This is a genomic window from Arthrobacter glacialis, from assembly GCF_002909445.1.
In the GTDB taxonomy this organism is placed as follows: domain Bacteria; phylum Actinomycetota; class Actinomycetes; order Actinomycetales; family Micrococcaceae; genus Specibacter; species Specibacter glacialis.
This window is the reverse complement of record NZ_PPXC01000002.1, coordinates 215,235-229,888: the sequence shown is the minus strand read 5'-3', so window position 1 is coordinate 229,888 and position 14,654 is coordinate 215,235. Positions and strand designations below refer to the sequence as shown.

General features: G+C 58.6%; 9 protein-coding genes. 6 read left to right on the top strand and 3 right to left on the bottom strand.

The genetic code is table 11. The features are described from left to right. Positions 1 to 52 precede the first annotated feature (52 nt). The 4 genes from CVS27_RS03285 (at position 53) to CVS27_RS03270 (ending at position 5,836) form a co-directional block, all read left to right on the top strand. Entirely contained in the window at positions 53 to 1,534 is a 1,482-nt protein-coding gene (locus CVS27_RS03285; protein ID WP_103464307.1) for a tyrosine-protein kinase domain-containing protein, read from the top strand. A gap of 91 nt (positions 1,535 to 1,625) precedes the next feature. After that, the gene (locus CVS27_RS03280) at positions 1,626 to 3,050 is read left to right on the top strand and encodes a sugar transferase (protein ID WP_103464306.1); all 1,425 of its coding nucleotides are present in this window, start codon (positions 1,626 to 1,628) and stop codon (positions 3,048 to 3,050) included. Positions 3,051 to 3,140: 90 nt separating this feature from the next. After that, entirely contained in the window at positions 3,141 to 5,036 is a 1,896-nt protein-coding gene (locus tag CVS27_RS21185; RefSeq protein WP_243400031.1) for a DUF4012 domain-containing protein, read from the top strand. A 179-nt stretch (positions 5,037 to 5,215) separates the two neighbouring features. After that, entirely contained in the window at positions 5,216 to 5,836 is a 621-nt protein-coding gene (locus CVS27_RS03270; RefSeq protein WP_103464305.1) for an LPXTG cell wall anchor domain-containing protein, read from the top strand. 82 nt (positions 5,837 to 5,918) lie between these two features. On the opposite strand, the gene sufU is transcribed toward CVS27_RS03270, so the two are convergent. From sufU to CVS27_RS03255, 3 genes are all read right to left on the bottom strand, one after another. Then, the gene (gene sufU / locus CVS27_RS03265) at positions 5,919 to 6,380 is read right to left on the bottom strand and encodes a Fe-S cluster assembly sulfur transfer protein SufU (protein ID WP_103464304.1); all 462 of its coding nucleotides are present in this window, start codon (positions 6,378 to 6,380) and stop codon (positions 5,919 to 5,921) included. A gap of 5 nt (positions 6,381 to 6,385) precedes the next feature. Continuing rightward, positions 6,386 to 7,702 carry a SufS family cysteine desulfurase gene (locus CVS27_RS03260; protein ID WP_243400030.1) on the bottom strand — a complete coding sequence of 439 codons (1,317 nt, stop codon included), beginning with the start codon at positions 7,700 to 7,702 and terminating at the stop codon, positions 6,386 to 6,388. Between the two features lie 172 nt (positions 7,703 to 7,874). Next, the gene (locus CVS27_RS03255) at positions 7,875 to 11,522 is read right to left on the bottom strand and encodes a PKD domain-containing protein (RefSeq protein WP_103464303.1); all 3,648 of its coding nucleotides are present in this window, start codon (positions 11,520 to 11,522) and stop codon (positions 7,875 to 7,877) included. 569 nt (positions 11,523 to 12,091) lie between these two features. Here CVS27_RS03255 and CVS27_RS03250 point away from each other — a divergent pair. Both CVS27_RS03250 and CVS27_RS03245 read left to right on the top strand, forming a co-directional pair. Continuing rightward, positions 12,092 to 13,414 (top strand): hypothetical protein, encoded by a 1,323-nt coding sequence (locus CVS27_RS03250; RefSeq protein ID WP_133162864.1) that lies wholly within the window; start codon positions 12,092 to 12,094, stop codon positions 13,412 to 13,414. Between the two features lie 140 nt (positions 13,415 to 13,554). Continuing rightward, positions 13,555 to 14,652, top strand: coding sequence for a hypothetical protein (locus CVS27_RS03245; protein WP_103464301.1), 1,098 nt, complete (start codon positions 13,555 to 13,557; stop codon positions 14,650 to 14,652). Positions 14,653 to 14,654: the final 2 nt, after the last annotated feature.

Genomic DNA, 14,654 nt, shown 5'->3' with positions numbered 1-14,654 from the left:
TAGTACCACTGACAGTGCTCCGGAAGCAACTTCTACACGGGGGAACACCTTCTTGGAACTACGGGACTATTTAATCATTCTGCGACGCAACTGGATCATCATCGTTGCCCTCGCCCTTATTGGCCTACTGCTCGGCGGACTAGTATCGGTTGTGACCAAACCCGTCTACACTGCCAAAACACAACTCTTCGTGGCAACCCAAAATTCTGGCTCGGTTCAGGATCTGCAAACTGGCAACACCTTCATTCAGGCAAGGGTCTCCTCCTACGTCAAGACGACTACTACGCCTACGGTATTGCAACCCGTCATTGACTCTCTGGGACTTGCTGTAACACCCGAACAACTCGCAAAGAAGATTACGGCTTCTTCTGACTTGACGACAGTCCTCATTTCTATCTCTGTTGAAGACGGCTCCCCAGTTCAGGCCGCGGCGACAGCCCAAGCCGTTGCGAACAGCCTCGTGAAGACTGTTGACGAACTCGAGAAACCGAATGACGGTGGCCTGTCTCCCGTCCGGGTATCTGTGGTCACACCTGCCATTGCACCCACAGCGCCGTCCGCGCCCAATACCAAAATCAACCTCGCACTTGGACTAATAGTCGGTTTAGCTCTCGGTGTAGCCGCGGCCCTACTGCGAACAACATTGGACACCCGCATCCGAAGCGAACGGGACCTGGCGTCGATAACTCAGACACCGGTGGTAGGGGGCATAGCCGTCGACAACGACGCACTAAAGCATCCCCTAGTCACAGGCGGTTCAGCTCACAGTCACCGAGCAGAGTCATTCCGCCAACTGCGGACCAACCTTCAGTTCGCCCACGTCAGCCATAAGAGCAAGACAGTCTTGGTCACATCGTCGTTGCCAGGCGAGGGCAAAAGCAGCACCGCCACCAACCTCGCCATTGCCATGGCAGAATCTGGCCAAACTGTGGCGCTGATTGATGCAGATCTTCGCCGCCCAATGATAGCTACATATTTGGGACTAGAAGGTCAAGCGGGTCTTACCACGGCACTTATTGGTCAAGCCGACGTTCAGGATCTGATGCAGCCGTGGGGCAAAAATGAGCTGCATGTTTTGACGTCGGGACGAATCCCGCCCAATCCCAGCGAACTACTGGGATCAATGGAAATGAAGCAGTTGATCGAGCGGCTTGAGCAGGTCTTTGATGCGGTCGTTATTGATGCACCACCACTATTGCCCGTCACAGATGCTGCCGTACTGGCCCAGCAGGTAGGCGGAGTCCTATTGGTGATTGGTTGCCACAGCGCCAAACGTCCGCAGGTTGAGAAAGCGATTGCAACTCTTCAGCTGGTAGATGCAGACATACTTGGAGTTGTCTTGAACCGAGTGCCCACCAAGGGGCCCGATGCCTATTCCTATAGCTACGAAGGTTATTCGAACTCAACTGCAACACCCGAAGTGCAAAAACCCCGGCGCTCGAGAGGACTCGATCGCTCACCCGATGAGCTCGCCACTCGAGATGCCTTCGATGACATCTTGCAAGGTAAGGCGTCCTCGCGCCGTGTAAATTAGCTCGGTTCCCAGGAACAAATCTATTGCTGTCCAGCAATTGCGGACCAGTCAGGTTTCTATTCGCATCTAATTCTTATCGTGGGGGAAATAATTGAGTTCCGGAAACTGGCGCGCAAGTTACGTTCGCCGGATTGGCATTGTTGATGCCTGTGTTGTTATCTGGGCGGTGGTTGGTGCACACCTGATTCGTTTTGGTCTGGACGGCGACGCCGAGGTGGCAGGAGCGCCCTATACAACTATCACCGTCTTGTTGCCTTGCGCATGGTGGATCATGCTGGGTGCTTGGGGCAGTCGAGAACCTCGAGTCCTAGGCTCAGGACCGGATGAATACAAACGTGTCTTTGCGTCAGGGTTGTGGTTATTCGGCACCCTGGCCATGGTTTCCTATGCGTTCCAAATGGAGCTGGCCCGGGGCTATGTAGGATTTGCATTCCCCATAGGCATTGGCGGTTTGATTGCTGGCCGATGGATCCTGCGTCAGCACTTGGGAATGGAGCGCATCAAAGGTAGAAGCACGGCCCACGTGCTCCTCGTCGGAGGTTCGAGGGCAGTAGCTCATTTGGCTGAAGCCCTCCGCCGATTCCCACAATCAGGCTATTCACCGGTCGGCGCCTACCTCCAAGACACTGACAATGAGCTAATCGATGGCGCTCCTGATTTGCCGGTCCACAGAGGCAAACAGGCCACGGGTGATATTCTGGCGGCAGTCAGGGCTAGTGGAGCTGACACAGTTGCGCTCACTGCTGGCCTGCACTTCAGCCCAGTTACGATGCGTCAGTTGGGATGGGAGCTCGCTGCTTCAAACATCGGTCTCATTGTCGCGCCCGCGCTCACCGACATCGCCGGACCCCGTATTCATACTCAACCGGTTGCTGGGCTGCCACTGATTCACGTAACCACCCCCAAGCTTGAAGGTGGAAAGAGAGTAGCGAAACGAGCATTCGATATTGCGACTTCATCGCTCCTGCTCGCAGGTTTCTCCCCCGTCATGCTAATCATTGCCATTTGCATCAAGTCAGAAAACCCCGGTCCGGTCTTTTTCCGGCAAGAACGGGTGGGTATCCTTGGCGCGCCCTTCATCATGCACAAGTTCCGTTCAATGGTTGTAGACGCGGAACAGCAGCTCGCCATTTTGCAGGACAAAAACGAAGGCAGTGGCGTCCTGTTCAAGCTGAAAGTGGACCCACGCGTCACAAAAGTGGGTGCAATACTACGCAAGTTCAGTTTGGATGAGCTTCCCCAACTTCTAAACGTCTTTTTGGGATCCATGAGCTTAGTTGGCCCACGTCCACCGCTGGCTGTTGAGGTGGATGCCTACGAAGAACATGTCCGGCGCCGACTGTTGGTTAAACCAGGACTGACCGGCCTCTGGCAAGTCAGTGGCCGCTCCAACTTGTCGTGGCAGGATTCGGTCCGGCTTGACCTCTACTACGTGGAGAATTGGTCTTTGGCAGGAGATCTAGTCATACTCTTCCGCACCGCGAAGGCTGTCATCATGCGCGAAGGCGCCTACTAAAATAGTGTCGTATGGCCCCAAACATGCAATGAAAAAGACCACACACGTTGCGCTCAACGTACAAATATTCCCCGCTGGAAGGGCCTAACCATGACCAAACCCACCGATCGCACGGCAGCTCCGGCCCCCGAACCCCGTCGGCTTCGCGCACAGCCGACAATCCGGGGCGGCAAGCTCCGCCGTCGCTGGATTCGGGCGGGAATTGCTGTAGCCCTCTTCGCGTTGGTCCTCGGGGGTGCAGCCGCATGGTTGGGGTTTAAGGCAGGAGTCATCAAGGACAATCTGCAGACCACCACTGAGCTGGTACCGCAATTGAAGAAACAGCTTGGCGACAATGACCGTGTTGGCGCAGCCGACACGGTCGACTCTCTGGCCATCCACACTGCCGCCGCCAAGGCAGCAGGGACGGATCCACTCTGGAAGGTTGCCAGTGCGATTCCATGGGTAGGGCCAAATCTTGAAGCCGCCACCATTGTTGCCATTACAGCGGACGACGTGGTCCAGCTCGCTGCAAAACCGTTGTTGGGTGCGTTTGAATCCTTGGATTGGAAATCCCTGACGCCAACTGACGGGGCTGTAGGCCTCGAGGCCATAAATTCCGCAGCACCCAGTGTTGTCTCGGCCGCCAACACCATCCAGCTTTCCCACTCGAGACTGGCGGATATTGACAAGTCACGGTTGCTGCCAGAATTGGCGAATCCGTTGACAACGGCCCAGGAACAGCTGGACGACTTGCGAGGAACACTCAATGTTGCCTCCAACACGGTCCGTCTGCTTCCCGCAATGATGGGCACTAGTGAGCCCAGAAACTACCTACTCTTGATCCAGAACAGTGCAGAGGTCCGGGCCACCGGAGGTATCCCGGGTGCGTTGGCAGTTCTTCATGTTGAACAGGGGAAGATTCAGCTCACCACCCAGGACTCCGCATCAAATATGGGTGCTTTTGAGCCTGCGGTAGAGGTCGACGCCGCCCAGGAAGCCATCTACACCAACCGGCTGAGCAGTTACATGCAGAACGTGAACATGACGCCGGACTTCCCCACAGCTGCCACCACTGCTCGCGCCATGTGGCAGCTGCGGCACCCGGGTGATGTCATCGATGGCGTCATAGCTTTGGACCCGTCGGCACTGGCCCTGGTCTTGGAGGCAACCGGTCCCGTTGACGTTGGCTCCGCCATTCCCAAAGGTGTGGACGTTGGTGGGCTACCCACCAAACTGACCAGCGAAAACCTAGTCAAGGCATTACTGTCTGACGTTTACACGAATATTGAAGAACCTGCCCTGCAGGACGCCTATTTCGCCGAAGTCGCAAAAAAAGTCTTCGCGGAGGTTTCATCCGGAAAAACGTCCGGAGAAAAACTGGTCACCGCACTGGGTAAAGGCGTCGAAGAAAACAGGATTAAGATTTGGTCCGCCCGAGTAGACGAACAAAAGCTCTTGGGCTCACAGCGAATTGGCGGGGCCATTTCCGGGATTAGTGTTGCACCGGCCGCATTTGGCGTCTATTTCAATGACGGCACTGGGGCCAAAATGGACTACTACGTTAAGAGAACTGTCCAGCTAGTGCGGCAATGTTCCGCTGGCGGCTACGGGCAGTACACTGCCCGGATCACGCTAACCAATACGGCTCCTGCCGATGCCGCGACGTCCCTGCCCAAATATGTCACTGGCGACGGCGTTTATGGCGTCACCCGTGGCCACGTAGCCACCAATGTAGTAGCATACGGTCCCGCTCAGGCGCGGACACAGGCTGCCCGCGTGAATGGCAAGTCCACGCCTGTAGGTTCCTTTAGTCATGATGAGCGCCCCGTGGGCGTGATCCGAGTGGACTTGGCCCCCGGGCAAACCACTACGGTGGAGCTCGACTTTGCCAAGGTGGTCCAGTCAAGTCCGGCCCACCTTGATGTCACACCCACCGTGCAAGACTCTGCGGATGTGATCCTCCCGGCTGAGGCCGCGACCAACTGCACAACGCCGGCGCAATAGGCAATTCCGCAGCGCAAAAAATCCAGATAGTAAACAGCTCGTAACGGCTAGATTAAGAAAAAACATTAAATCCAACGAACTTGGTTACTGCCACAGACTGCTGATAGCCTCAAATAGGCTCTATGCCTAATCGGGGAAATATTGTCATTTCGCAAGAATTCTAAGTGGGGAACACTCTAATGAAAAAAACACTCGCCAGCCTGGCACTTGCCGGCATTCTAACTTTTTCCGCGGGAGCGGTTGCAGCTCAGGCTGCACCTAGCTACCCCGCCGAAGGCTCGGCCACGGTCTCAAACACCACAGTGGTACCGGGCCAGGCCGTGACATTCGCTGGCTCGGGCTTCGCCCCGGGTGAGACCGTCGACGTCACTGTCACCCAGACCAGCGCCGTTGCCGGCGGAGCCATTGGCTCACTCGGCGGTGGCGTTTCCATGTCCAAGCCGCTCATCGTCAAGGCAGTTGCTCCGTCAACCTTCACCACCACGGCTACGGCTTCGGGATCATTCTCGATTCCCGTCACCTTGGACGCCAAGGGCACCTACACCCTGACGGCCGTTGGCCGTGTATCAGGTAACCAGGCCTCTCAGGTAGTCAAGGTTGTCACCAGCCTTGACGCCAACAATGGCACAGGCGTCGGTTCCGGCGCGGGCAACAACGTTGCAAACGCCGAAAAGGGCGGCCTGGCCAACACCGGTATTGACACCAGTGTTGTGGTCTGGTCACTCGTTGGCGCCGGTGCACTTGCAGCCGGTGTTGGCACCGTGGTGGTTTCACGCCGCCGCAGCCGACAGAGCGCGTAACTAGAAGTACACATTTCCGGGTTCGCCCGGAAAGCAGGAAGGCCCGGAGCCATTGGCTCCGGGCCTTCCTGTTTAACTTGAACTAGCTTGTCTGGTTCAGCGCGTCCTCGGCCGCAACCCAGGCCAGCATGGCGCACTTGACCCTGGCCGGGAATTTGGACACGCCTGAGAGTGCTGCAGCATCACCCAGAATTTCCTCGTCGGCCTGCAGTTTCCCGCGAGAACGCATCACCTCACGGAAGCTCTCAATCAAGGAATGCACCTCGGCTCGTTCCAGGCCAACCACCATTTCGCTGAGAATGGAGGCCGATGCCATGGAAATAGCGCACCCGTCCCCCGCCCAGTGAATCCCGGACACAACATCATCAGCAGTTTCAAGACGCAGCGTGATCTCGTCTCCACAGACCGGGTTGAGCTGGTGGCATTGCCCCACATTCTCGGGCAGGTGCAATCCCTGCAAGTGCTCATTCGGCAGGTCGGCGCCATACCGGGCCTTGGACTGCTCCAAAATGATTTGCTGATACAGCGAATCCAACGAACTCATGTTGCTTATGCTCCGTTCACGCCGAAGTAGCCGCGCACCCCGGCCACAGCGGCCAGGAACGCGTCAACTTCTGCTGTGGTGTTGTACAAATAGGTGCTGGCGCGGGTCGAGGCGTTCAAGCCCAGGCGCCGGTGCAGTGGCTGGGCACAGTGGTGGCCCACCCGGACGGCGATCCCGGCGGCGTCAAGGTACTGGCCCACGTCATGTGCGTGGACGCCTTCCACCTCGAAGGAGGCCAGGCCTGCCCTCGGAATGCCCGATGCCGGCCCCAAGACCCTGATACCTTCGATGGCTTCCAGCCCGCGCACCATGCGCTGGCCCAGTGCCGCTTCCCACTCATGGATCCGCTCCATGCCGGTTTCACGCAGGTAGTTGGTGGCTGCGGCCAGTGCAGCTGCCTGGGAAATGGGCTGTGTGCCCGCTTCAAAACGCTGCGGGGCCGGCAAATAGCCGGCTTCTTCCATGGTGACAGTGGTGATCATGGAACCGCCGGTGAGGAACGGCGGCATGGCGTCGAGCAGTTCCGCACGCCCATAAACACCGCCAATGCCTGTGGGCGCCAGCATCTTGTGGCCTGAGAAAACGGCAAAGTCAACATCCAGCGCCTTCACGTCCAAGGGCAGGTGCGGGGCGGACTGGCACGCGTCCAGAACCACCAGCGCGTCCACCTCGTGTGCCATGGCGCTCAGCTGGGCCACGGGGTTGATGACCCCGGTGACGTTGGAAACGTGGGTGAAGGCCAGGACCTTGGTTTTTGCCCCGATGAGCGCCGCGGCGGCATCCATATCCAGGGTGCCGTCGTCGTGAATGGGAATGAAGCGCAAGGTGGCGCCCGTGCGGCGGCACAGCTCCTGCCAGGGGATCAAGTTGGCGTGGTGCTCCATTTCTGTCACCAGCACCTCATCCCCCACGGCCAGGGCAAACTTTTGGGCCGCGCCGGAAATCTTGCCCACGCTGGCGTTGCCAAAGGAGTACGCAATCAGGTTCAGCCCGGCGGTGGCATTTTGGGTCCACACCAGCTCGTTGTCATCGGCGCCAATAAACGCGGCAACCGTGCTGCGGGCGTCCTCAAAAACATCCGTGGCAGCTACAGCCAAGGTGTGGGCACCGCGGTGCACGGCGGAGTTGCGCTGCTCGTAGTATTCCTGCTCCGCCTCCATGACGCTGAGCGGATTCTGTGAGGTGGCACCGGAGTCAAGGTACACCAGCGGCTGGCCGTTGACTTCCGTCTCCAGGATGGGGAAGTCATTGCGAATGCGCAGAACTTCGTCATCACCCAAGGCCTGAGCGGATGGGTGGATGGGATGTGCATGTGATGCCACTGGCAACTATCTGCTCCTTAGCCGGTGCCGCAAACGCGGGACATAAATACGCCACGTTTCTATTCTTCTATTTTCGCACGTCTGCACCGTGCCCCGTCTCATCCGTGACCAGACGCACTTCAGGCCCCGCCGATTCCAATCGGCAGGGCCTGAAGGCTAGCAACTAGGTTGGCTACGGAGCCCGGGCAATCACCACCGTCCCCATGACTGCAGCGGAAGACGCACTGTTTGCCGTCGCCCCCAAGCCACCCGCAGTGGATCCCGAAAGCGGAGCATTGCTGTCCGTCAGCAACCAGCTCATGTGCCCGGCGCCTGTGCCGGCACCGCTTTGGCGGACGCTGTCCCCGGCCGGCGCAACCCAGCTGGTGGTGGCGGCCGTCTTGTCAGCCCAGTAGGACAGTCCCCAGGAACCAGTGGCTGCAGCCAGGGTGGGCGTTGTGTGCGCCGCCCTGCTCACGGTTTCCGGTTGCAGGGCAAATGATGCTGCGGCAACCGTGGCGTTCCGGTAAGCGCTGACCACCAAGGTGCCGCGTCCATAAGCCGCTGTGCCCACCGTCATGACGGACCCCGCGTCTGCCGCGACGGCCACCTTCGAGTAGAACACGCCGCGCATCGAGGTTGTGGCCGCATTGGCAAACGAATCCCATCCTGCCGGCCCCGTCACTGCGACGGTGCCGGAGTTGGTGCTGAACGCAGCCACCAGAACATCGCCTGCTTGTACAGAGGCCGGAATGGTCAACGTGTGGGTGTTGGCCGATCCCGTGGCCGAGCTTGCGGCCGAGGCCACAAACGCGACCGGATTGGTCACCGGCGGATTGGGATCCGCAGCCACGGTGACGTTGGTGGTGATAGCCCCGGTGGCACCCTGGTTGTCGGTGACCGTCAAATTGACCGGATAGGTTCCGGCGGCAGCGAACGTGTAAGTGGTCACTGCCCCCGTTGCCGTCGCTCCAGCAGGCAAGACCCAGGCATAACTGCTGACCGTGCCATCGCTGTCGCTTGAACCGGAACCGTCAAAGGTGCATGCCAGGAACGTGCAGTCACTGGTAAATGACGCCACAGGTGCCACATTGGGTGGTGGCAGTTGCGCCACCGTCACATCGTGACTTACCGTCCCAGTCGCACCGTCGTCATCCGTCACGGTCAAGGTCACCGTGTACGTCCCGGGGGCCGCAAAGGTACGGGCAAACGTTGCACCCGTTCCTGTGCCGCCATCCGAGCTGGTCCAGGCATATCCTGCCACGGTGCCGTCCGAATCCGTTGATCCAGCACCGTTGAATGAACAGGCCAAGCCAGTACACGTGGACGCAAAGGCGGCTGTGGGTGCCTGATTGGGCGGGGGAATAACAGAACCTGTTCCCACCTTGTCAATCAAGGATTTCGCGGCCCAATTGGTGCCGTCCAACCCCGGACCACTGACAACGGTTGACGTGCCACTGACGGCACCGTTTCCAACCGAGTCTGCCCAGTTCATGGCGTTGAGATTCCCATCGGCGGAGGCCCAGTACAGCTGACTGCCGGCCAGGAACATGCCCCTGACGTTTGTCCAGCTCATGCCACCCGTTGGGCCCACAATCGTGAACCGTTGCGAGCCAACTATTTGGCTACTCAAATCGAAGTACCGCATGTAGAGATTGCTCTGGCCCGTCAGCGTGTAGTAAATCCTGCCGTTGGAGTAGAACATGCCCGTCATCGACTGCATGTCTGCCGCAAAATTGGTCAGACCGTACAGGTTCAGTGCTGTGGGTGCGCCGATCTGGGTGCCGTTGAAGGAACGCTGCTGGAACTCGCCCGTTGCGGTGGCCAGATACAGGTTGCCGTTGGCCACGAATCCGCCGCGGACGTTGTCCCATGGAACGCTGCCCGTCACGGCCGCGGTGCTGCCAGAACCGGTTGTCCCATCGAAGTACAAGGTCTTCATCTGGTCCGTTTGGCCCGGAGGCGGTGCGGCTGCATCCAAATCAACAATCTCCAAGCCGTTGACGAGCGGGTTTTCCACCACGTGGTTGAACTCAATGTTCACATTTCCGTCGCTGGTGATGTCCCTGGACAGCATGGTTCCAACATTGTGACCAACGGAGGCGTTGACGTCGTAGTTCTGGAACGCCATCTGCCCGTCGACCCTCATGGAGAAGACACGTGAACCGTTCGCTGTGGTGCAGCTGCAACGGTCGGAGAGGTAAAGCCTCACCTGGACGTGCTTGCCAGCCGGTACAGGGAAGGACCACATCAGTTCCGGGTTGCCCTGGGCGTCCCACCGCTCCGTGGAGAAGATCGACGTCGGTGTTGTTGCCGGCACTGCGGCGGTTCTGGAGCCTACCGTGTCGTACGCGGCGGCATTGCCGGTGTTTCGGTAATTGCTTCCCGGAGGTGCTGTGTCACCGATCCAGTCCATTCCGCCATCAAGGGTGGGGATGGTCTCGCCACCGGCGTTCACCCGGTACAGGTAACGGGCGTCCAAGGGTGCGTTCAACGAACCGCTTTGCATGACATCCACCGGCAACGCCGGTGCACTGGCTGTGGGGATGGTAGTCCCGCCAGCCACCGGGAACATCGCAATCCGGGCCCGGTACAAGTAACGGGCAATCCTGTCGGTGTCCGAACCAACCCACAGTCCCTGCGAGGTGGCCATCATGTCAAAGACGCCGCGTCCGCGGTCTCGTCCCGGGTTCCAATCGATGGGCATGCCGTTGACGGAATTGAGGGCGCCAATGCCCTCGCGTTCCACAGCGCCCTGTCCCGCCCTATCGGCGGCGAACGGGTTGTTAACCCAACGGTTGTGCCCGCCGAAGTAGACTGTGCTGCCCGTGTTTTCCAGAGCGTAGATGCTGTCACCACCTGTGTAGTTAACCCATGTGGGCGTCACTGCAGCACCTGTCGCGTTGGTCTCCCAGCGTGACATGGTGTCACACAGGCTGGGTGGTCCACTGCCATAGCCACCCATGGATCCCAGGACAAAGGAATTCCCGTCGGGGGAAAAGTCCAGGTCGTTGAGATAGTAGGCGAAGACGGAGTAGCAGTTCGGCTTCCACTGATCGGTTGCCCAGTTTGCCACGGTGGCCGGATTTGTGGTCAAGTCAACCATGCCCACCTGAACCCGATCGAGCCCATTCATGGTGCGGAAGTTTCCGGTGACCACCATGGTGGCCCCGTTGGGGCTGACATCGAATTTGTGCACAAAGGTTGTTCCACCCAGGTGGGTGCCGGCAAAGGCGATGTTGACGTTGGCGCGCAGCGCCCCAGTTGCCGGATCCAGCTCTGCCAGACTGCTTCGAGGCACGTTGTTAATAGCGGTGAACTCGCCGCCAATGAACAGCCGCGTGCCCACCAATTTCATGTCATGGACCACGGCATCAATGAGCCCGGGATTGAATCCCGCAACTTTTGCCCCGTTGCTGATGGCCAGTCGAGTCACCTTGGTCACTGATGCGCCGTTGAGCGTGCCAAATTGGCCACCCACGTAAACGCTGTTGCCGTCAGCTGATGCAACCACGCTGCGGACAGTCGAGTTGAATTGCGGAACAAACGTGGTGCTGATTGCGCCCGTGTCCTTGTTGAACGCAACTATGTTGTTGCGAGAGAGCACGGCGCCGCCGGTGCTGGCTTGAACCTGGGTAAATTGCCCGCCCAACACGATCGTATTGCCGACTTGGGCGATCGAGAAGACCGTGCCGTCCAAGACATTGGGAGTGTAATTTACCGGAGTTGATCTGACTACTGTTGTAAGGGTCGCTTCTGATGCTGCCGCCATATTGGGAACTGTAAATCCCAATCCGGCCACCATCAGGACCGCCGCAAAGACTGCTATGTATCTTCGCATGGATATTCCTCATTCTTGAGATACGAGTCATCCCCACAGCACTCTGTGAGCCCGGCTCCACATGATTTTGAGACTTCTGAGACCGAGAAAAGACTCGGATGCATCATTATTACGTTCAATCAACGCCGGTGGGAACACTCCTTTGAGCCTTCCAATACTAGGAGTTAGGACAAAATTACTTGTGTCCCGATCCCTTACTACTGGGCACCGGCATATTTCGCTATTCCTGACGTATCTGCTCTTACCTTGGTGTGGACTGTTGGCTTGATCAGTTGGCCCCATTCCCGGTGTAGCCAGCCTGGGCAGGCTACTTGTTCCTGCGCCTGGGCTACTTGTCTATGGCCGTTTCATGGTTCACCCCTCCCCGAATGATTCCATCGCTACTAAGCTGTCGATCAGAGCAGCAATTGTGGACCGCTTTTCTACTGGAAGTGTTGGGGCGCATCTTGGGAACACCGTCGATGAATCGGCCTGGGCAGGCGTCGGCAACCGTGCCCCCCGGGCCCCACGGGCGTGGGCGCAGGGGCCGGCTGAGAGACGTTTTGGTCCACGCTTTCCACACCCCTTCTTTGCCTCTCATCGTGTTCATCGCAGGATTCCCTCTCTGGTGGGCACTGGGACTTGGCGTATTGGGGTTCCTGATCATGTCCATTCCCCTGGGCTACTATTTGTTGCGCCAACGCAAGATCCTTGTCCCGAGCGGGTTCGGTTTCTGGCTCCTGTTTCTGGCCGTGATTCTCATCGGTTTCCTGGTGCTGTGGACGCCTGTCCCCGGGCTGGTGGCCGAATCCGGTATTGCCCGCATTCTTCCGTGGGCCTACCGGGCTCTGTGGTTTGGCGCCGTGACCGTTGTGCTGCTCTTCATCGGCAACACTTCTGAAAAGCAGTTCCCCCGCAAATGGCTCATATTCCTCATGGGGTGGCTGTTCATCCTGACAGTCATTGGCGGGTATGCAGGCCAATTTCTGTGGCAGTACGAATTCCCATCTTTCCTAGAGATGATTCTGCCGCGATCCCTGCGGTCCAACGTGTTCCTCAACTCGCTCATCCACCCTGGTTTGGCGCAGATTCAAGACATCTTGGGATACCCCGATCCCCGGCCCAAGGCTCCCTTTGAGTATGCGAATTCGTGGGGCGCAAATTTTGGCCTGCTGCTTCCCTTCTACTTAATGACCTATAGATACACCCGCCATGCGGGGCACAGAATTGCCTTTGTCCTTGTTCTTCTCGCAGCAATCCCGCCGGTGATTTTTTCCCTCAACAGGGGGCTCTGGGCAGGATTGGGAGTCATGGCACTGGTCATCGTGGTGCGCATGGCCATTACTGGCAGGTGGTTTGCCGTTGTAGGTGCGGGCGCCACGGCCATCGTCTTGTACATTGGGCTGTTAGTTACTCCGCTGTGGGAGACCATCCAAACTCGTTTGGAGAACCCCCACAGCAACGAAGGACGCTCCAACCTTGCCGGCATCACGATGGAAACTGTCCTCCAGTACTCGCCGCTTATTGGCTTTGGTGCAACGCGAAGCCGTCAGGGAAACTTTTTTTCCATTGCATCAGGCGCCACCGCGGACTGCCACCAGTGTTCGCCACCGCAACTGGGCACCCAGGGGTCTTTTTGGTTCCTGATCTTTTGCACAGGATTTCTGGGCGCGGGTCTCTTTTGTGCCTTCATGCTCCGGCGCACCGTCCCCGTCATTACACGGAGCGATTCGTGGGCCACACCGTTGCTGTATCCAGTGGTCTTCTTCTTTTGCGTGCTCCCCGTCTATGACCTCATCGGTTCACCCCTGATGATCCTGATGATCACCCTTGGGCTGGTCTGGCGCTATGAGCAGGAGAAGAAAACACAGCTCGTGGCAGCCCAGCTTGCAACGGCCGAGGCAGTCCCATGACCAGACAGCGGTCAACCCCCATGCTTGAGGACCTAGTGCAAACCCTCGAATGCCTGTTTCCACAGACAGAAGTGGCAGTCGCCAGGGTAACTTCGGGCGCGCAGTCTTTCCGACTTGTCCCGGGGCGCCGGCATCCACGAATGCTGGTGTCTGCCGGCCACCGCTCGGCAGCCGCAGACGCCTTGGTCCGGCCAAGCGCCGGTGACACGTTCCGCACTGCGGCACCCAGACAACTCCTGTCAGCAATTCTGGCCGCAGGATTGGGGCCCTTCACCATGCCTTATGGGTTGACGCTGCATAAAAGTGCAGACGCTCCGGACTCAATTGCCGACTACTTGGCCGGGGTGCTGGGGCATCCAGTGCTCCTGTCCTTGACAGTGGGATCGGCGCGAGCCAATCGCAAACCGATCCTGAATGTACATTCACCCTCCGGCGCCGAAGTGGGATTCGCAAAGATTGGCTTGAATGCGCTGACCAATCAGCTCGTCAACAGGGAATCCGTGGTTTTAGACCAGTTGGCGGGGGCAACGAGGGAAGCATTTACGCTCCCCCGCACCCTTCACGCGGGATCATGGCGGGGCAACAGCGTGCTGCTGATGAGCGCGTTGCGACCCGACAAGCGCCGCCAAGGAAGCATCCCCCATGAGGCTGCCGCAGCAATCATGCAAAGCGCCCCGGTGGACCACTCACCCATAGCAGGAAGTCCGTGGCTGGCCATGCTGGAGCAGCAGCTTGCTCCCCTTCACACTGTGCCGGGGAATCGGCTCCCGGCTCTCCTTGACCACTATCTTCAGGTTTTTGGTGATGTGGAGATTCCCTTTGGTGCATGGCACGGCGACTTCGGCCCCTGGAACCTGGCGCACACAGCGTCGGTGCCCATGATTTGGGATTGGGAGCGGTATTCGGATCCGGTGCCGGCCGGAATCGATGTGGTTCACTACACAGCCCACCAGAAACTTCGCCTTCGCGGTGACCACACCGCTGCCCGCAGCACCCTGGAGGGCGTCAGCACCGACGCGGTCGCCAAGAATTTGGCGAAGTCGGCGTTGTTGGTCCATCCGCATCCACAGCAGATCCGGGCAATTCTGATCGGCTACCTACTGACCATAGCCACACGATTCACGGTGGACGGCCTCTCCCCTGAGGGTGCTCCTGTGCGTGCCTTGGCAGATTGGCACCATGACCTCATAGAGGACCAATTACAACGGAATTCCTTGCTGGGACGCCAGAAGAAATGAGA

What these genes read in the sequence shown, in the direction of transcription:
- CVS27_RS21185 (WP_243400031.1), top strand. Translation starts at nt 3,141, where the DNA reads ATGACCAAACCCACCGATCGCACGGCAGCTCCGGCCCCCGAACCCCGT.
- CVS27_RS03270 (WP_103464305.1), top strand. Translation starts at nt 5,216, where the DNA reads ATGAAAAAAACACTCGCCAGCCTGGCACTTGCCGGCATTCTAACTTTT.
- sufU (WP_103464304.1), bottom strand. Translation starts at nt 6,380, where the DNA reads ATGAGTTCGTTGGATTCGCTGTATCAGCAAATCATTTTGGAGCAGTCC.
- CVS27_RS03255 (WP_103464303.1), bottom strand. Translation starts at nt 11,522, where the DNA reads ATGCGAAGATACATAGCAGTCTTTGCGGCGGTCCTGATGGTGGCCGGA.
- CVS27_RS03245 (WP_103464301.1), top strand. Translation starts at nt 13,555, where the DNA reads ATGCTGGTGTCTGCCGGCCACCGCTCGGCAGCCGCAGACGCCTTGGTC.